General features: G+C 67.9%; 17 protein-coding genes. 5 read left to right on the forward strand and 12 right to left on the reverse strand.

The window, feature by feature from the left end:
- Nucleotides 1-30 precede the first annotated feature (30 nt).
- The 3 genes from QQK43_RS07265 to rodA all read right to left on the reverse strand — a co-directional run bounded on the left by QQK43_RS07265 (nt 31) and on the right by rodA (nt 4,047).
- Complete coding sequence (locus QQK43_RS07265; protein ID WP_284307219.1) at nt 31-1,152, reverse strand: 3-deoxy-7-phosphoheptulonate synthase; 1,122 nt, start codon at nt 1,150-1,152, stop codon at nt 31-33.
- Between the two features lie 235 nt (nt 1,153-1,387).
- Complete coding sequence (tldD, locus tag QQK43_RS07270) at nt 1,388-2,848, reverse strand: metalloprotease TldD (RefSeq protein ID WP_284307220.1); 1,461 nt, start codon at nt 2,846-2,848, stop codon at nt 1,388-1,390.
- A 44-nt stretch (nt 2,849-2,892) separates the two neighbouring features.
- Nucleotides 2,893-4,047 carry a rod shape-determining protein RodA gene (gene rodA / locus QQK43_RS07275; protein WP_234265606.1) on the reverse strand — a complete coding sequence of 385 codons (1,155 nt, stop codon included), beginning with the start codon at nt 4,045-4,047 and terminating at the stop codon, nt 2,893-2,895.
- A gap of 21 nt (nt 4,048-4,068) precedes the next feature.
- Here rodA and QQK43_RS07280 point away from each other — a divergent pair, with 21 nt between their 5' ends.
- Genes QQK43_RS07280 through ruvC form a run of 5 tightly spaced genes read left to right on the forward strand, consistent with a single transcriptional unit; the run spans nt 4,069 to nt 9,055 of the window.
- Nucleotides 4,069-4,701 carry a YqiA/YcfP family alpha/beta fold hydrolase gene (locus tag QQK43_RS07280; protein ID WP_284307222.1) on the forward strand — a complete coding sequence of 211 codons (633 nt, stop codon included), beginning with the start codon at nt 4,069-4,071 and terminating at the stop codon, nt 4,699-4,701.
- Between the two features lie 51 nt (nt 4,702-4,752).
- Nucleotides 4,753-6,810: a ribonuclease catalytic domain-containing protein gene (locus QQK43_RS07285; RefSeq protein WP_284307223.1), complete on the forward strand. Its 2,058-nt coding sequence runs from the start codon at nt 4,753-4,755 to the stop codon at nt 6,808-6,810.
- A 22-nt stretch (nt 6,811-6,832) separates the two neighbouring features.
- Nucleotides 6,833-7,705, forward strand: coding sequence for an energy transducer TonB (locus QQK43_RS07290; protein WP_284307224.1), 873 nt, complete (start codon nt 6,833-6,835; stop codon nt 7,703-7,705).
- Between the two features lie 6 nt (nt 7,706-7,711).
- Nucleotides 7,712-8,497 carry a transglycosylase domain-containing protein gene (locus tag QQK43_RS07295; RefSeq protein WP_284307225.1) on the forward strand — a complete coding sequence of 262 codons (786 nt, stop codon included), beginning with the start codon at nt 7,712-7,714 and terminating at the stop codon, nt 8,495-8,497.
- A gap of 9 nt (nt 8,498-8,506) precedes the next feature.
- The gene (gene ruvC, locus QQK43_RS07300; protein WP_234265612.1) at nt 8,507-9,055 is read left to right on the forward strand and encodes a crossover junction endodeoxyribonuclease RuvC; all 549 of its coding nucleotides are present in this window, start codon (nt 8,507-8,509) and stop codon (nt 9,053-9,055) included.
- A 28-nt stretch (nt 9,056-9,083) separates the two neighbouring features.
- Here ruvC and QQK43_RS07305 read toward each other — a convergent pair whose 3' ends face one another.
- From QQK43_RS07305 to ftsW, 9 genes are all read right to left on the reverse strand, one after another.
- Nucleotides 9,084-9,260 carry a hypothetical protein gene (locus QQK43_RS07305; protein ID WP_234265613.1) on the reverse strand — a complete coding sequence of 59 codons (177 nt, stop codon included), beginning with the start codon at nt 9,258-9,260 and terminating at the stop codon, nt 9,084-9,086.
- A gap of 9 nt (nt 9,261-9,269) precedes the next feature.
- The gene (lpxC, locus tag QQK43_RS07310) at nt 9,270-10,193 is read right to left on the reverse strand and encodes a UDP-3-O-acyl-N-acetylglucosamine deacetylase (RefSeq protein ID WP_284307226.1); all 924 of its coding nucleotides are present in this window, start codon (nt 10,191-10,193) and stop codon (nt 9,270-9,272) included.
- A 202-nt stretch (nt 10,194-10,395) separates the two neighbouring features.
- Complete coding sequence (ftsZ, locus tag QQK43_RS07315; RefSeq protein WP_234265615.1) at nt 10,396-11,625, reverse strand: cell division protein FtsZ; 1,230 nt, start codon at nt 11,623-11,625, stop codon at nt 10,396-10,398.
- Nucleotides 11,626-11,806: 181 nt separating this feature from the next.
- Entirely contained in the window at nt 11,807-13,036 is a 1,230-nt protein-coding gene (gene ftsA / locus QQK43_RS07320; protein ID WP_284307227.1) for a cell division protein FtsA, read from the reverse strand.
- Nucleotides 13,037-13,051: 15 nt separating this feature from the next.
- Entirely contained in the window at nt 13,052-13,849 is a 798-nt protein-coding gene (locus tag QQK43_RS07325) for a cell division protein FtsQ/DivIB (RefSeq protein ID WP_284307228.1), read from the reverse strand.
- Between the two features lie 8 nt (nt 13,850-13,857).
- Complete coding sequence (locus QQK43_RS07330) at nt 13,858-14,820, reverse strand: D-alanine--D-alanine ligase (RefSeq protein ID WP_234265618.1); 963 nt, start codon at nt 14,818-14,820, stop codon at nt 13,858-13,860.
- A 14-nt stretch (nt 14,821-14,834) separates the two neighbouring features.
- Nucleotides 14,835-16,244: a UDP-N-acetylmuramate--L-alanine ligase gene (gene murC, locus QQK43_RS07335; RefSeq protein WP_284307229.1), complete on the reverse strand. Its 1,410-nt coding sequence runs from the start codon at nt 16,242-16,244 to the stop codon at nt 14,835-14,837.
- Entirely contained in the window at nt 16,241-17,293 is a 1,053-nt protein-coding gene (gene murG, locus QQK43_RS07340) for an undecaprenyldiphospho-muramoylpentapeptide beta-N-acetylglucosaminyltransferase (protein ID WP_284307303.1), read from the reverse strand. Before murG ends, murC begins: the two co-directional genes overlap by 4 nt.
- A 71-nt stretch (nt 17,294-17,364) precedes the next feature.
- A complete protein-coding gene (gene ftsW / locus QQK43_RS07345) occupies nt 17,365-18,612 on the reverse strand; it encodes a putative lipid II flippase FtsW (protein ID WP_284307304.1) in 1,248 nt (415 codons plus the stop codon).
- Nucleotides 18,613-18,640: the final 28 nt, after the last annotated feature.

An 18,640-nucleotide genomic window follows, 5' to 3' on the forward strand; every position in this document is an offset into this window, starting at 1 on the left:
GCACGAACAGGAGCCTTAAAAAGGGGCCGATCAGCCCCGGCGGCGGCTAACCGCCTGCGCCAGCTCTTCGAGCGCCTGCAGCGAATCGTCCCAGCCCAGGCAGGCATCGGTGATGCTCTGGCCGTACACCAGCCCGTCCACGGCGTCCTTGCCCGGCGTGAATTTCTGGGCGCCGGCCTCGATGTGGCTCTCGATCATGACCCCGAAGACGCTGGTCGATCCGCCCGCAATCTGTGCCCCGATGTCGCGCGCCACATCGAGCTGCTTTTCATGCTGCTTGCTGCTGTTGGCGTGACTGCAATCGACCATCAGGCGCGGCGTGAGCTTGGCCGCTTCGAGCTCTTTGACCGCCGCCGCCACGCTGCCGGCGTCGTAATTGGGTGCCTTGCCCCCGCGCAGGATGACGTGACAGTCTTTGTTCCCATGGGTCTGCACGATGGCCACCTGGCCGTTCTTGTGCACCGACAGGAAGTGGTGACCGCGCGCAGCCGCCTGGATGGCGTCGGTGGCGATCTTGATGTTGCCGTCGGTGCCGTTCTTGAAGCCGATGGGCGCCGACAGGCCCGAGGCCAGTTCGCGGTGCACCTGGCTTTCGGTGGTGCGCGCCCCGATGGCGCCCCAGGCGATCAAATCCCCGATGTACTGCGGGCTGATCACATCCAGAAACTCGGAGCCGGCCGGCAGGCCCTGGCGGTTGATCTCGATCAGCAACTGGCGCGCGATGCGCAGCCCCTCGTCGATGCGGTAGCTCTCGTCGAGGTACGGGTCGTTGATCAGCCCCTTCCAGCCGACGGTGGTGCGCGGCTTTTCGAAGTAGACCCGCATCACGATTTCCAGCGTGTCGGCATACCGCTCGCGCAGCGGCTTCAGGCGCCGCGCGTAGTCGAGTGCGGCCGCCGGGTCGTGGATGGAGCAGGGCCCGATCACCACGAGCAGCCGGTCGTCCTTGCCATGCAGGATGTCATGGATGCGCTGGCGGGTCTGCTTGATCAGTTTTTCCACCGGGGTCCCGGCAATCGGGAAGAAGCGGATGAGATGTTCGGGAGGCGGGAGCACGGTGATGTCCTTGATGCGCTGGTCGTCGGTCTGGCTGGTCTTGTCGGCAGGCCGGACGTACCAAGCATCGCTGGCGGTGGTGGCTTTGGCGTTCATCGATGAGCTCCTCGCGAGATGGAAAAGAAAGGGGGCAAAAAAAAACCGCCGGGCTGCGGGCCCGGCGGTTTGGGGGATTCGGTTCTGCTGCGCGCTTACACCGAGGCCTCTCGTCCGCCGGGGACAGAGAACCAAAAGTAAAAGCCGAAGAAAAAGGCTTGACGCGCTTGCATGGCGAAAGAATGTAGCACAAAACGGCTCCTGCGCCGATCAACATAACAGGACAGCGCCGGGCTCACACCGTGCCGCCGACCGTCAGCCCGTCGATGCGCAGCGTGGGTTGCCCCACCCCCACGGGCACGCTCTGGCCTTCCTTGCCGCAGGTGCCGACGCCGCTGTCCAGGCGCAGGTCGTTGCCGATCATGCTCACGCGGGTCAGCGCATCGGGGCCGTTGCCAATGATGGTCGCGCCCTTCACCGGGTACTGGATCTGGCCGTTTTCCACCCAGTAGGCTTGGCTGGCCGAGAACACGAACTTGCCGCTGGTGATGTCGACCTGCCCGCCACCGAAGTTGGTGGCATACAGGCCGCGTTTGATGGAGGCGACGATTTCCTCGGGGTTGCGATCGCCGCCCAGCATGTAGGTATTGGTCATGCGCGGCATCGGCACGTGCGCATAGCTCTCGCGGCGGCCGTTGCCGGTGGGTTTGACGCCCATCAGGCGGGCGTTCATCGCGTCCTGGATGTAGCCCTTGAGGATGCCATCCTCGATCAGCACGTTTTTCTGTGTCGCCTGGCCCTCGTCGTCGACGTTGAGCGAGCCCCGGCGGTCGGCGATGGTGCCGTCGTCCAGCACCGTCACGCCCTTGGCGGCAACCCGCTGGCCGATGCGCCCGGCAAACGCGCTCGAGCCCTTGCGGTTGAAGTCGCCTTCCAGGCCATGGCCCACCGCTTCGTGCAGCAGCACGCCCGGCCAGCCGGGACCGAGCACCACCGTCATTTCACCGGCCGGCGCAGGCCGGGCCTCAAGGTTGGTCAGCGCGGCGCTCACGGCCTCGTCGACATAGGTGCCGACCGTGGCCTCGTCGAAGTAGGCCAGTCCGAAGCGGCCGCCACCACCGGAGGAGCCCACTTCGCGCCGGCCCTTCTGCTCGACGATCACCGTCACGGACAGGCGCACCAGCGGTCGCACATCGGCCGCCAGCGTGCCGTCGGCTCGCGCGACCAGCACCACGTCGTGCTCCGCCGCCAGACCGGCCATGACCTGCACCACGCGCGGATCGCGGGCCTTGGCCAGCCGCTCGACCTGTTCCAGCAGCGCGATCTTGGCCTGGCTGTCGAGCGTGCCGATGGGGTCCAGCTCCGGGTACAGCGAGCGCGACTTCGAAATCTTGGCGGCACGGGCGCGCACCCGGCGGCTCTGCCCCTGCCCGGAAATGGAGCGCACGGTGTGCGCGGCGTCGATCAGCGCATCCCAAGACAGGTCGTCGGAATAGGCAAAAGCGGTTTTTTCCCCGCTGACCGCGCGCACGCCCACCCCCTGGTCGATGCTGAAGCTGCCGGTCTTGACGATGCCCTCCTCCAGACTCCAGCCTTCGTGGCGGGTGGTCTGAAAATACAGGTCGGCATCGTCCACGCCGTGCGACATGATCTCGCCCAGCGCTTTTTGCAGATGGGCGGGCGTCAGCCCCGAAGGCTGCAGCAACAGGGATTCGGCGGTGGCCAGGCGGGCCAGGGTGGGTTCGCGGGCAATCATGGCCCCATTTTAGGGAGCCGCTGGCGGCCGCGCCGCCGGCAGGGTCAAGACTGCATCAACCGCTTGGACTTGGCGATCGCCATCAGCATGCCCAGCGCCACGCCCAGAGTGACCATGGCCGTGCCGCCGTAGCTGATGAAAGGCAGCGGCACGCCCACCACCGGCAGCACGCCGCTGACCATGCCCATGTTGACGAAGGCGTAGACGAAGACGTTGAGCGACAGCGCCCCGGCCAGCAGGCGCGAAAACAGCGTGGGCGCGTCCATCGCGATCACCAGCCCGCGGAACACCAGGAAGATGAAGCCGGCCATGAGCAGCAGCACGCCCACGAGGCCGAATTCTTCCGAATACGCGGCGTAGATGAAATCGGTGGTGCGTTCGGGGATGAACTCCAGGTGCGTCTGCGTGCCCTGCATGAAGCCCTTTCCCCAGACGCCGCCCGAGCCAATGGCGATCATGCCCTGGATGATGTGAAAGCCCTTGCCCAGCGGGTCCTTGGACGGGTCAAGCAGCGTGCACACGCGCTGGCGCTGGTACTCGTGCAGCACCTTCCAGTCCACGCCGGGCTGGCACAGCGTGGGCTCCATGACCACGAGCGCGACCACGCCTATCACGCCCAGCAGCACCGGCGGAATGATGAGCTTCCAGCTCAGGCCGGCCAGGTAGATGACGAACAGGCCCGAGGCCAGCACCAGCAGCGTGGTGCCCAGATCGGGCTGCTTCAGGATCAGCGCCGCCGGCCCACCCAGGATCGCTGCCGCGACCAGGAAATCCAGCGGCTTGAGCTGGCCTTCGCGACGCTGAAACCACCAGGCCAGCATCATGGGCATGGCGATCTTCATGATCTCGCTCGGCTGAATCACGATGCCCAGGTTGATCCAGCGCGTGGCACCTTTTTTGGTGATGCCAAAAAACTCCACGCCCAGCAGCAGCACCACGCCCAGCAGGTACAGCGGCATGGCAAACGCCATCAGGCGCTGCGGCGGGATCTGCGCCAGCACGAACAGCACCCCCAGCGCCAACAGCATGTTGCGTGCGTGCATGGAAAAACGGGTGCCGTGGTCGAAACCCACCGAATACATGGCCAGCAGGCCGGTACCGGCCAGCAGGATGATGGCCAGCGCCAGCAGGCCATCGAAACCCTGGAAGATCGGGGCGATGCGCTGCAGCAGGGAGGGTTTGTCGAACACGGCGGCCATGTGCCGATTATCCTTCGCCCCATGGCTGTTCCCGCTCCACCCACGCCCGCCGTCACCCACCTCATCTACCTGCACGGCTTCCGCTCATCGCCGCAGTCCATGAAGGCCCTCAGGGTCGCCGACCGGGTGGCCGATCGCCATCCGTCGGTCACATGGTGGTGCCCGCAGTTGCCCCCTTCGCCCGCGCTGGCGGCCGCGCAGATCCGGCAGGCGACCGCAAACTGGCCCCGGGCGCGCATGGCGGTGATCGGGTCGTCGCTGGGCGGCTTCTACGCCCGCTGGCTGGCGCTGCAGACCGGTTGCGCCCGCACGGTGCTGCTCAACCCCGCCGCGTTCCCGGCCCGCGACCTGGCCCGCCATATCGGTGAACAGACCGCCTGGCACGACCCGGCACAGCGCTTCTATTTCGCGCCCGCCTTCGTCGATGAACTGCGCACCTTGGAAACCGACATCCAGCGCCTGACCGCCGAACACGCCACCACCCCGGCCAGCCAGCTCGCCATCGTGGCCCAGGGCGACGAACTGCTGGACTGGCGCGAGATGCAGGCCTTCTGCGCTGGTGGCCAGATCCGCCTGCTCGACGGCAGCGACCACGCTCTGAGCGATTTCGATCACCACATCGACGCCGTCTTCGATTTTTTGCATCTGGCCTGAAACGGGGTCCCCGCCCCCAGCGCCAGGCGGGCGCGTGGGACAATCCGGCCCATGTTTATCCTGTTCGATGAAGCCGGCAAGCTGCTGACCGGCCGCCTGATGTCCGAAGCCGAAAGCTCGCTGCAGATCGAGCTTGACTCGGGCAAGCGCGTGAAGGTCAAGCTGGCCAACACGCTGCTGCGTTTTGACAAACCCGCCCCCGCTGCGTTGCTGCCCGAGGCGCAGACGCTGGCCGCCACCATGGACCTGGCGCTGGCCCACGAGTTCGCCCCCGAAGAAGAATTCGGCTTCGCCGATCTCGCGGCCGACTATTTCAGCGACCCGCCCACCGTGGCCCAGCAGGTCGCGGCGCTGATCTGCCTGCAGGGCGCGCCGCACTACTTCCGGCGTGCCGGCAAAGGCCGCTTCAAGAAAGCACCGCCGGAAATCGTGGCGCAAGCACTGGCGGCGATCGAGAAAAAGAAGCAGATCCAGGCACAGATCGATGCCTGGTCCGCCGACCTCGTGGCGGGCCAGTGCCCCGAACCCGTTCGCCAGCAGCTCTACAAGATCCTGTTCCGGCCCGACAAGAACGCGCCCGAGTACAAGGCCGTGGTCGAAGCCGCCCGCAGCAGCCACCTCAATCCGCTGGCGCTGCTGCAGAAGGCCGGCGCCATCACCAGCGCCTACCAGTTCCACTGGCAGCGCTTCCTGTTCGATCAGTTCCCCAAGGGCACGGGCTTTCCCGCGCTCGAAGCCCCGGCCATCGGCGACGAACTGCCGGTAGCGCCCGTGCAGGCCTTCTCGATCGACGACTCGCACACCACCGAAATCGACGACGCACTCTCGCTGCAGGGCCTGGGCACCGGCAGCGTGACCCTGGGTATCCACATCGCCGCGCCGGGCCTGGCCATCGCGCCGGACAGCGCGGTCGACCAGGTCGCCCGCGCGCGCCTGTCCACCGTCTACATGCCGGGCCACAAGATCACCATGCTGCCCGACGCGGTGGTGCAGGCCTATACCCTGGAAGCGGGCCGCGACTGTCCGGCGGTGTCGCTCTACGTGACTTACGACGAAGCCACCCTGACCGCAACCGGCAGCCGCACAGTGCTGGAGCGCGTGCCCATCGCCCACAACCTGCGCCACGACCGGCTCGACAGCGTGATCACCCCGGCCTGGCTCGATGGCGAAACCGCTGCCGACGCCGCCCCGGCCGAGATCGCGGCGCTGCACCCGCAACTGGCCTTCCTCTGGCGCCTGGCCCGGCACCTCAAGGCCCAGCGCGAAGTGGTGCGCGGCAAGCCGGAAAACTTCACCCGCCCGGACTATACCTTCCGGCTGGAAGGCGGCAGCGGCGACGAGCCCGATGGCAGCGAAACCGTGCTTATCGGCACCCGCTCGCGCGGCGCCCCGCTGGACCTGATGGTCGCCGAAGCCATGATCGTCGCCAACAGCACCTGGGGCCAGTGGCTGGCCGGCTGCGGCGTGCCCGGCATCTACCGCAGCCAGGCCAGCATGGCCCCGGGAATCAAGGTCCGCATGGGCACCAAAGCCCTGCCACACGCCGGCATCGGCGTGCCCGCCTACGCCTGGAGCACCTCGCCGCTGCGCCGCTATGTCGATCTGGTCAACCAGTGGCAGATCATTGCCTGCGCGCGCCACGGCGCGACAGCCGCGCTGGTGGCCCCGTTCAAGCCCAAGGACGCCAACCTGATGGCGGTGATCAGTGCCTTCGACGCCGCCTACACCGCCTACAACGGTTTCCAGAACGGGATGGAACGCTTCTGGACGCTGCGCCACCTGCAGCAGGCCGGCATCACCGAACTGACCGCCACGCTGATCAAGGACAACCTGGTGCGCGCCGACACGCTGCCCCTGGTGTTGCCGGTGCTGGGCGCCGAAGGGCTGCCGCGCGGTGCGCAGGTGCGGGTGCGCCTGGGTGCCGTCGACGAGATCAGCCTGGAAGTCTCGGGCACCGTCATCGAACGCCTCGATCTCGCCACCGACCCGGCCGCCGAGGCCGGCGAAGATGAAGGCAGCGACGACGATGCGCTGGCGGCTGCGCCACTGGCCCTGGCGATCGACGTGAACGAAGCCCCTGAAGGGCCCGCCGCCAACGGGGCCGGCTGACACCAGCAGGGATAATGCCGGCGTGAAATCCTTCCTGGCCTTCGTCAAGCAGCTCAGCACCCTGCAGATCGCCCTGGCGGTCTCGGTGCTCGCGCATGCCGCCCTGCTGACGGTGCGCTTTGTCGACCCGGAAAGTTTCAACCGGGCCTTCAAGGACACGCCGCTGGAAGTGATCCTGGTCAACGCCCGCAGCGAAGAGCGACCGGACAAGGCGGCCGCCATCGCCCAGGCCACGCTGGCTGGCGGTGGCGAGGCAGAACGCCAGACCCGCGCCACCACCTTCCTGCCCTATTCGGGCCAGACCCGCGTGGGCGATGCGGCCGAAGACGAAGAGCGCCGGATCGAGGCCCTCAAACAGCAGCAGAACCAGTTGCTCACCCAGGTGCGCAAGGCCCTGGCTTCGATGCCTCCACCCGATCTGCAGGCGGTCAATCCCAGCCCCGACACCATCGAGCGCGAAGAAAAGCGCAAGGCCTTGCTCAAGATCCTGGGCGAGATCGAGCGCCGCATCAACGAGGAAAACGCGCGGCCGCGCAAGCGCTACATCAGCCCGGCCACCCGCGAAGAGATCTACGCCGTCTACTACGACGAACTGCGGCGCAAGATCGAGGAGCGCGGCACCAGCAACTTCCCGGAAGCCGGTGGGCGCAAGCTCTACGGCGCGTTGACCATGATCATCACGGTCAACCACACCGGCCAGGTGCTCGACACCGAGGTGGTGGAAACGTCGGGCAACCCCACGCTGGACCGGCGCGCCCAGTCCATCGTCCGCAGCCTGGGATTCGGCCGCTTTTCCGACGGCATGCGCCGACGCGCCGACCAGATCGTGGTGGTCTCGCGCTTTCGTTTCACGCGCGAAGAGACGCTGCAGACACAGCTCAGCGCCAGCCCCTGACGACGCATGAAAGCCCTGGGACGCTGGATCTTGTGGCTGCTGTTGGCCGGTGTGGCGCTGCAGCTGTTCTTCCTGCTGCGCATCGCGCTGATGCTGGTGGTCGACCCGCAGAGCACCGCGTTCATGCGCTCGGAGGCCTGGCGCATTGCCCAGTCCAGCCTGACGGGCGACACCCGCTGGACCTGGTCGGCCCGGTGGGTGGACTACGAGCAGATCAGCCCCCACCTCAAGCGCGCGGTCATGGCCTCGGAAGACGACGGTTTCGCGACCCATGGCGGAGTCGACTGGGGCGCCATCGAAGCGGCCTGGAGCCGCAATGAAAAACGGCAGGCCCAGGTGCAGAAGAAGGCCGAGCAGATCGAGCGCCGGCTGGGCCACAAGCCCGAAGCCGCCGAAGCGGCCCTCAAAGCGCTGCGCCCGGCCCGCATCATCGGCGGCTCCACCATCTCCCAGCAACTGGCCAAGAACCTGCTGCTTTCGGGCGAGCGCACCCTGCTGCGCAAAGGCCAGGAGCTGGTGCTGACCCTGATGCTCGAAGCCCTGCTGTCCAAGCAGCGCATTCTCGAGATCTACCTCAACAGCGTGGAGTGGGGGGAAGGCGTCTTCGGCGCCGAAGCCGCCGCCCAGCGCTACTTCAACAAACCGGCTGCCAAGCTCGCTCCCGCAGAAGCTGCCCGGCTGGCCGTCATGCTGCCCAGCCCCAAGTTTTTCGAAAAGCGCCCGGGCTCGGCCTACCTGTCCCGCCGCACCGCCACCATCGTTGCCCGCATGAGCGCGGTGACGCTGCCCTGAGGCCCCACCATGCGCATTCTCGGCATCGACCCTGGCCTGCAGTGCACGGGCTTTGGCGTCATCGACACCGAAGGTGCCGCCCTGCGCTACGTGGCCAGCGGCACCATCCAGACCAGCCCCCGGGACGGTGCGCTGCTGCCCGAGCGCCTGAAGACCATCTTTGACGGCATCACGGAGGTCGTGCGCCGCTACCAGCCCGACGTGGCCGTGTGCGAAATCGTGTTCGTCAACGTGAACCCGCAGGCCACGCTGCTGCTGGGCCAGGCGCGTGGCTGCTGCCTGACCGCGCTGGTGGCCAATGGCCTGCCGGTGGCCGAATACACCGCCCTGCAGCTGAAGAAGGCGGTGGTCGGCCACGGCCGCGCCACCAAGCCGCAGATGCAGGAGATGGTGCGCCGCCTGCTGCAGTTGCCCGGCCTGCCCGGCAAGGACGCGGCCGACGCATTGGGCCTGGGCATCACCCACGCCCAGGTCAGCCGCACCACCGCGGCCATGAACCGGGTGACCACGCTGCAGGCACGAACCCACGCGGCGTACAAGTCGGGGCGGGTCTACTGATCCCTGGCAGCGGGCCCGCGCCGCGCCTTCAGACGATGCGTTCGAGCACCAGCACGCCGAAAAAGCCCAGCGCAGCCAGCACCGTCCACTTCAGGACGATCAGCCCCCACTGCCGGTAACGCGCCTGCCCGGTCCCGATGTAGAAGGCGAAACACACGCCTGCCGCCAGCAGCAGGAAGAACAGGGTCCAGCGGAACAGCAGCATGGCGGCGGCTTACCAGGCCGGCACCAGTTGCGCGAAACCCTGGGGCGCCTCGCGCTCGCTGCTGAAGCTGACCAGATCCCACGCCTCGGGCTGGGCCTGCAAGGCGCGCAGCAACTGGTTGTTCATGGCGTGGCCCGACCGGAAGGCGCTGTAGGCGGCCAGCAGCGGGTGGCCCACCACGTACAGGTCACCGATGGCGTCGAGGATCTTGTGCTTGACGAACTCGTCCTGGTAGCGCAGCCCGTCGCTGTTGAGCACCTTGTAGTCGTCCATCACGATGGCGTTGTCCAGACCGCCCCCCAGCGCGAGTCCGTGCGAGCGCATCATTTCGACATCGCGTGTAAAGCCGAAGGTGCGTGCCCGGGCGATTTCGCGCGCGTACTGGCCGCTGCCGAGGTCGAACTCGACGCGCTGTCCGGTGGCCGTCACCGCCGGGTGGTTGAACTCGATTTCGAACGACAGCTTGAAGCCGTGGTATGGCTCCAGCCGCGCCCATTTGAGCTGGCGCCCCTCGCCTTCGCGCACTTCCACCGGTTTCTTGACGCGGATGAAACGCTTGGGCGCGTTCTGGGCCACGATGCCCGCGCTTTGCAGCAGGTAGACGAAAGATGCCGAGGAGCCATCGAGAATGGGCACTTCCTCAGCCGTGATGTCCACGTAGAGGTTGTCCAGCCCGAGGCCGCAGCAGGCGCTCATCAGGTGCTCGATGGTGTGCACCTTGGCGCCGCCGCTGGAGATGGTGGAGGCCAGGCGCGTATCGGTCACCGCCTCGGCGTTCACCGGGATCTCCACCGGCTCCGGCAGATCCACCCGCCGGAACACGATGCCGGTGTCGGGCGCTGCCGGCCGCAGCGTCAGCTCCACCCGCTGGCCGCTATGCAGGCCGACACCGACCGCCTTGGTCAGGGATTTGAGCGTTCGTTGAGCGAGCATCCTGCGATTTTAAGTTTGGCTGCCGTCTCCTGCCGGTGGAAATGGCTATGCCGGCGATTGACGAGCCTCCGGAGAGCGAAGCCCCCCGACACCAGGGCAGCAAGGGTCCGGCTCCGCCGGCCCAGCTGCCGTCCCCCCTCGAAGCGCCAAAGGCGCGCCACAGAGGAGGGAAGCCGCGTCAGCGGCGCAGGGGCGTGCCGAATCAGTCGGCCTGCTTGCGCAGGAAAGCCGGGATCTCGAAGTCGTCCATGCCGCCGGAAGCCAGGGCGTCGACCTTGGCCGCTGCCTGGGTGCGGTTGGTGCGCCAGACGCTGGGCACCGCCATGGCGTCGTACGCAGGTTGTGCAGCCCCGGTGGCCGCCCCGTTGCCGGCGCCGCCGACCACGGTATTGACGGTGGGCACGTTGAACGGCACGTTGTCGGTGCCGGTGCGCAGCACCTGCAGGGGCGGCGCGGTGCGGCGGGCAGCGCCCTGGCGCGACAGGCCGGTGGCGACCACGGTCACGCGCATCTCGTCGCCCAGGCTTTCGTCGTAGGCGGCACCGTAGATGACGTGGGCGTCCGGTGCGGCGTAGGCCTTGATGGCGTTCATCGCTTCCTTCGATTCCTTCAGCTTCAGGCTGCCCTTGGAGGCCGTCACCAGCACCAGCACGCCCTTGGCGCCGGAGAGGTCCACGCCTTCCAGCAGCGGGCAGGCCACGGCCTGCTCGGCGGCGATGCGGGCGCGGTCGGGGCCTTCGGCGGTGGCGGTGCCCATCATGGCCTTGCCGGGCTCGCCCATCACGGTGCGCACGTCTTCGAAGTCGACGTTGACGTTGCCGTACTCGTTGATGATCTCGGCGATCCCGCCGACGGCGTTCTTCAGCACGTCGTTGGCGTGGGCAAAGGCTTCGTCCTGGGTGATGTCGTCGCCCAGCACGTCCTGCAGCTTCTCGTTGAGCACCACGATCAGCGAGTCGACGTTGGCTTCCAGTTCGGTCAGGCCGCCGTCGGCATTGGCCATGCGGCGCCCGCCCTCCCAGTCGAACGGCTTGGTGACCACGCCCACCGTCAGGATGCCCATTTCCTTGGCCACGCGGGCGATCACCGGAGCGGCGCCGGTGCCGGTGCCGCCGCCCATGCCGGCCGTGATGAACAGCATGTGGGCGCCATCGATGGCGGTGCGGATTTCCTCCACGGCCGCCTCGGCCGCGTCACGGGCTTTTTCGGGCTTGCTGCCAGCGCCCAGGCCGGTGTTGCCGAGCTGGATGGTGCGGGTGGCCGAGCTGCGGGCCAGCGCCTGCGCATCGGTGTTGGCGCAGATGAACTCCACCCCCTGCACGTTGCGCATGATCATGTGCTCGACGGCGTTGCCGCCGCCGCCGCCGACGCCAATGACCTTGATTTGCGTGCCCATGTGGAATTCTTCGACTTCGATCATTTCGATGCTCATGTTGGCCTCCTGGGTTGCGCCTGGGGGGCGCGGGGTGATTCAGATAAAACGGTAAGACGGGAAATGCAGAAAACGGGATTCGGTCGTTCAGCTAGGCGGCCCGGTGCCGTCCCGACATCGGAACGGGGATCGCGGGCGGGTCCGGGGCGACCAGGGGGCGGACGATGGCGTCGAGGTCATGTCAGAACGTCCCCAGAAACCAGTTCTTCAGGCGGTCGAAGGCGCCTTGCATGGAGCCGCTCTTCTGCGCCACCTTGTGGCCGCGAAGACGGGCCTGGCGGGCCTCTTCCAGCAAGCCCATGACCGTGGCCGCGCGGGGTTGCGCCACCATGTCCGACAGGGCGCTGGCGTACTGCGGGACGCCTCGGCGCACGGGTTTGAGGAAGATGTCCTCCCCGAGTTCAACCATGCCGGGCATGACGGCGCTGCCGCCCGTGAGCACGATGCCCGAGGACAGCACCTCTTCGTGTCCCGAGTCGCGGATGACCTGCTGCACCAGCGAGAAGATCTCCTCCACCCGGGGTTCGATCACGCCGGCCAGTGCCTGGCGGCTGAGCATGCGCGGGCCGCGATCGCCCAGACCCGGCACCTCGACCTGCTGGTCCGGGTCGGCCAGCAATTGCTTGGCGCAACCGCTCTCGACCTTGATGTCCTCGGCGTCCTTGGTTGGTGTGCGCAGCGCCATGGCGATGTCGCTGGTGATCAGGTCACCGGCGATCGGAATCACCGCCGTGTGGCGGATCGCGCCGCCCGCGAAGATCGCCACGTCGGTGGTGCCGGCGCCGATGTCCACCAGCGCCACGCCCAGCTCCTTCTCGTCGTCGGTCAGGATGGCCTGGCTGCTGGCCAGCGGGTTGAGCATGAGCTGGTCGACCTCCAGACCGCAGCGGCGCACGCACTTGATGATGTTTTCCGCCGCGCTCTGCGCACCGGTGACGATGTGCACCTTGGCTTCAAGCCGGATGCCGCTCATGCCGATCGGCTCCTTGACCTCCTGGCCGTCGATCACGAACTCCTGCGGCTCCACCAGCAGCAGGCGCTGATCGGTCGAGATGTTGATCGCCTTGGCGGTCTCGATCACGCGCGCCACGTCGGCCGGCGTGACCTCGCGGTCCTTGATCGCGACCATCCCGCTGGAGTTGATGCCGCGGATGTGGCTGCCGGTGATGCCGGTGTAGACGCGGGCGATGCGGCAGTCGGCCATCAGCTCGGCCTCTTTCAGGGCCTGCTGGATGCTCTGCACGGTCGCGTCGATGTTGACCACCACCCCGCGCTTGAGGCCGTGGCTGGGGGCGACACCCAACCCGGCCAGCTTGAGCTCGCCTTGGGGCAGGACCTCCGCCACCACCACCATGATCTTGGCGGTGCCTATGTCGAGTCCGACGACCAGATCCTTGTATTCCTTGGCCATGATGCGTTGCTTCGATTACCGGGTTTTCGGTGGGGTGTTGGGGGCTTCGACGAGGGTGGTCACGCCGCGCACACGCAGGGCGTAACCGTTGGGGTAGCGCAGGTCGGCGTACTGCAGCGGACCGGGGTAGCGTTGCTGGATCTGGCCCAGCGAGCCTATGAACCGGGCGACACGCGCCTGCAAGGCTTCGGGCGTGCCGCGGCCAAGCTCCACCACGGCACCGCCTTCGAGTTCGGCGCGCCAGCCACCGCGCTCGTTGAGCTGCAGCTTCAGCAGCACCAGCTGGTGGCGCGCAAATTCGGCCTTCAGCGGCTGGAACAGCGCCCAGACCTGCGCCGACTGGTGCTCCGGCCCCGACAGCTCCGGCAGCCCCTCCAGTTCGTCCGGCGTGGCCTCGAACACTTCGCCCAGGTGATTGACGAGGTGACCGCCGCCGGCGGCGCCCCACCACGCCACCGGCTGGTGCTCTTCGATCGTCACACGCAGGCGGTTGGGGAATTCGCGCTGCACCACCGCCTTGCGCACCCAGGGCACCGATTCGAACAGCCGCTGCACCTGGCGCAGGTCCAGCGCCAGGAAGCCGCTGGCCAGCGCATTGCGCAAAGGCGCCGCCAGTTGCGAACGGATGGACACCGCGTTCTGGTGCACCACGTCGCCCTGCACCAGCACCGACTGCACCGACCACGCCGGGTGCCGCACAGCCCACAGCCCGATCACGCCCACGGCCAGCGCGGCGAACAGCGCCACCAGGGCGCGTGTCGCCACGGCCATCAGCCGGACGTCCAGGGGCAGGTCGAGGTCGGTGGCAGCCATGGCGGGGGTCAGGCCTTCAGGGAAGCCGGGTTGTCCAGCGCGGCGGTGGCCAGCACCTGCAGGCACAGGTCCTCGTAGGACACGCCCGTGGCGCGGGCCGACATCGGCACCAGCGAATGCCCGGTCATGCCGGGCGAGGTGTTGATTTCGAGCAACCAGGGCTTGCGCGTGGTGGCGTCGATCATCACGTCGGCGCGCGCCCAGCCCCGGCAGTCGAGTGTGCGGAAGGCCTGGAGCACCAGCGCCTGGATCGCGGCCTCCTCGCCCTCGGGCAGGCCGCAGGGCACGAGGTACTTCGTGTCGTCGGTGAAGTACTTGTTCTGGTAGTCGTAGTTGCCATCGGGCGCCACGATGCGGATCACCGGCAGCGCACGCGCCGCGTCGCCCGTCCCGAGCACCGGGCAAGTGACCTCGTCGCCAGCGATGAACTGCTCGCACATCACCATCGGGTCCAGGCCTGCGGCCAGCGCGTAGGCCGCGTCGCACTGTTCCAGCGTCGTGACCTTGGTGAGCCCGATGGTGGAGCCTTCGCGCACCGGCTTGACGATCATCGGCGCCCCCAGCGCGGCGAAGGCGGCGCGCGTTTCCGCCGCGCTGCGCACCTGCCGCCAGGCCGGCGTGGCCAGGCCTTCGGCGATCCAGATGCGCTTGGTCATGAGCTTGTCCATGGCCACCGACGAGGCCATCACACCCGGGCCGGTGTACGGGATGCCCAGCAACTCCAGCGCGCCTTGCACCGTGCCGTCTTCGCCGAAGCGGCCATGCAGCGCGATGAAGACGCGCGAAAAGCCGTCGCGCCGCAACTCACTCAGGTCGCGCTCGGCCGGGTCGAAGGCGTGGGCATCCACGCCCTTGGCCTTCAGCGCGGCCAACACGCCGGCGCCCGACATCAGCGAGACCTCCCGTTCGGCCGATCGGCCGCCCAGCAGGACGGCCACCTTGCCCAAGGCCTGCACATCGATGGGGTTCATGTTCGGATTCATGGTCACACCTTGTCCTTGCCGGCCAGCTCGATCACCTGAGCGGCCACCGCGCCGATGGAGCCGGCGCCCATGCACAGCACCACATCGCCGTCGCGGGCGTTGTCCAGCACCGCCTGGGGCATGGCGGCAATGTCGTCCACAAAGACCGGTTCGAGTTTGCCCGCCACGCGCAGCGCGCGCGCCAGCGACCGGCCGTCGGCGGCCACGATGGGCGCTTCGCCGGCCGCGTAGACCTCGGCCAGCAGCACCGCGTCGGCCTGGCCGATCACTTTGACGAAGTCCTCGAAGCAGTCGCGCGTGCGGCTGTAGCGGTGCGGCTGGAACGCCAGCACCAGGCGGCGTTCGGGGAAAGCCCCGCGCGCGGCCGCGATGGTGGCGGCCATTTCCACCGGGTGGTGGCCATAGTCGTCGACCAGGGTCGCGCGGCCACCCGCCGGCAACGGCGCTTCGCCATAGCGCTGGAAGCGCCGGCCCACGCCCTTGAAGTCGGCCAGCGCCTGCAGCAGCGCCGCATCGGGAATGCCCAGTTCGACCGCGATGCCGATGGCGGCCAGCGCGTTGAGCACGTTGTGGCGGCCCGGCAGGTTGAGCACCACGTCGAGGTCGGGCAGTTGCACGCCGTTGCGGCGCTGCACGGTGAAGTGCATCTGTGCCCCCACGGCGCGCACATCCACCGCGCGGATCTGCGCGTCCTCGGCCATGCCGTAGCTGGTGATCGGGCGCCCGATCTGCGGCAGGATCTCGCGGATCGCGGCGTCGTCCACGCACACCACGGCGGCGCCGTAGAACGGCATCTTGTGCAGGAAGTCGACGAAGGCGCCCTTGAGCCGGCCGAAGTCGTGCCCGTAGGTGTCCATGTGGTCGGCGTCGATGTTGGTGACGACCGAAATCACCGGCAGCAGGTTGAGGAAAGACGCGTCGGACTCGTCCGCCTCGACCACGATGTACTCGCCCGAACCGAGCTGGGCATTGGCGCCGGCGCTGTTGAGCCGGCCACCGATGACGAAGGTCGGGTCCAGGCCTGCAGCGGCGAGCACGCTCGCCACCAGACTGGTGGTCGTGGTCTTGCCGTGCGTGCCAGCGATGGCGATGCCTTTTTTCATGCGCATCAGCTCGGCCAGCATGACCGCACGCGGCACCACCGGCACGAGCTTGGCGTGCGCCGCCACCACCTCGGGGTTGTCTTCCTTCACGGCGGTCGAGGTGACGATGGCGTCGGCCCCCTCGATGAAAGCGGCGTCATGCCCCTGGTGCACCGTGGCACCCAGTGCGACCAGGCGGCGCGTGGCGGCGTTGGCCCCCAGGTCGCTGCCGGAGATCACGTAGCCCTGGTTCAGCAGCACCTCGGCAATACCGCTCATGCCCGAACCGCCGATGCCGACGAAGTGAATGTGGCGAATGGCGTGCTTCATGCGCCCTTCCCCTTCGCGAGCTGCTCACAGGCCGCCACCACGGCGGCCACGGCCTCGGTCTTTGCCATTTGCTGGGCCTTCACGGCCATCTCCATCAAAGCGGCCCGTTGCACCGTGCGCAGGGTCTGCGCCAGCGATTCGGGCGTGAATGCGGGTTGGGGCACCAGCCAGGCAGCGCCCGCATCCACCAGGAAGCGGGCGTTGGTGGTCTGGTGGTCGTCCACCGCGTGCGGAAAGGGCACGAACAGCGCGGCCGCTCCCACAGCGGCGATTTCCGTCACGGTGCTGGCACCGGCACGGCAGACGATCAGGTCGGCGTCGGCGAAGGCCTGGGCCGTGTCGTCGATGAAGGGCGTGAGCGTCGCGTCGACCCCTGCTGCGGCGTAGTTCGCACGCAGCTCGTCGATCTGTTTTTCGCCGCTCTGGTGGATCACCTGCGGGCGCTCGGATTCGGGCAGCAGCGCCAGCGCGCGCGGCACGGTGTCGTTGAGCGCCTTGGCTCCCAGGCTGCCCCCCACCACCAGCAGGCGCAGCGGCCCGCTGCGCCCCGCCAGACGCTGCGCCGGTGGCGGCTGTTGCAGAAACGGTGCGCGCAGCGGATTGCCCACCCAGGCACCCTTCTTCAGCGCCCCGGGGAAGGCCAGAAACACGCGGTCGGCGACGCCGGCCAGCACCTTGTTGGCCAGCCCCGCCACCGAGTTCTGTTCGTGCAGCACCAGGGGCTTGCCCGCGAGCGTGCCCATCATGCCGCCCGGGAACGTGATGTAGCCCCCCAGGCCCACCAGCACGTCGGGGCGCACGCGGCGCACCACCTGCCAGGCCTGCCAGAAGGCACGCAGCAACCGCAGCGGCAGCAGCACCAGCGTCTTGAGCCCCTTGCCGCGCACGCCACCGAAGTCGATGGTTTCCAGCGCAAAACCACGCGGCGGCACCAGCCGGCTTTCCATGCTGCCCGGCGCGCCGAGCCAGTGCACGCGCCAGCCCTGTTCGCGAAGGGCCTCGGCCACGGCCAGACCGGGGAAGATGTGCCCGCCCGTGCCGCCGGCCATCACCAGCGCACAAGGCGCCGTGCCCCGGTGGTCTGCTGCAGAGGTCGTGTGACGCGGGGTGGTGTTCGGCGTCATGCGCGCCCTCCCCGCATCAGTTGGCGGTTCTCGTAATCCACCCGCAGCACGATGGCAATGGCCACCAGGTTCATCAGCACGGCCGAGCCGCCATAGCTCATGAGCGGCAGCGTCAGCCCCTTGGTGGGCAGGGCCCCCAGGTTCACGCCGATGTTGATGAAGGCCTGGAAACCCATCCACAGGCCCACACCCTGGGCTACCAGCCCCGCGAAAACCTGGTCCAGCGCAATCGCCTGGCGCCCGATGTACATGATGCGGCGCGTCAGCCACAGGAACAGGCCGATCAGCGCGAGCACGCCGATCAGGCCGAACTCTTCGCCCACCACCGCCAGCAGGAAGTCGGTGTGCGCCTCGGGCAGCCAGTGCAGCTTTTCCACGCTGCCGCCCAGACCGACACCGAAGATCTCGCCGCGCCCGATGGCGATGAGCGCGTGCGAGAGCTGGTAGCCCTTGCCCAGCGCATGGTTCTCGCTGAACGGGTCCAGGTACGCAAAGATGCGTTCGCGGCGCCACTCGCTGGTCAGCACGATCATGGCGAACGCGGCCACCACCAGCAGCGCCATGAGGAAGAACATGCGGGCGTTGACACCCCCCAGGAACAGGATGCCCATGGCAATCACCACGATCACCATGAACGCGCCCATGTCGGGCTCGGCCAGCAGCAGCATGCCCACCACCAGCACCGCCAGCGCCATCGGCAGCACAGCGCGGAAGAAGCGCTCCTTGACTTCCATGCGGCGCACCATGTAGTCGGCCGCGTAGAGCAGCACGGCCAGCTTGGCCAGCTCCGAAGGCTGGAAACTCATGAAACCGAACGAAATCCAGCGGCGGGCCCCGTTGACCACCGTGCCGACGTGCGGGATCAGCACCGCCACCAGCAGCACCAGCGCCACGGCGAACAGCCAGGGCGCAAAACGCTCCCAGGTGCGCATCGGCACCTGGAACGCCATCAGCGCGGCCACCATCCCGATCAGGATGAAGAAGCCGTGCCGGACCACGAAATGGGTGTGGCTGTAGTTGGCGAAGCGCGGGTTGTCGGGCAGCGCGATCGAGGCCGAATACACCATCACCAGGCCCCAGGCCAGCAGGGACAGCACCACCCACAGCAGCGGCTGGTCAAAGCCCAGCTCGCGCACCGCGGCGTTGCGCGTGCCCGCATAGGTGCGGTTGGACAGCCGCACCGGCAGCGCGTCGCCACCGGTCAGCGCGCCCGCGAGGCTGCGCCCCGAAAACAGGTCGCGCAGGCGGCTGGCGAAGGAACGGGCTTCGGTG

The sequence above is a fragment of the Hydrogenophaga electricum genome, from assembly GCF_030160815.1.
In the GTDB taxonomy this organism is placed as follows: Bacteria; Pseudomonadota; Gammaproteobacteria; order Burkholderiales; family Burkholderiaceae_C; genus Hydrogenophaga; species Hydrogenophaga electricum.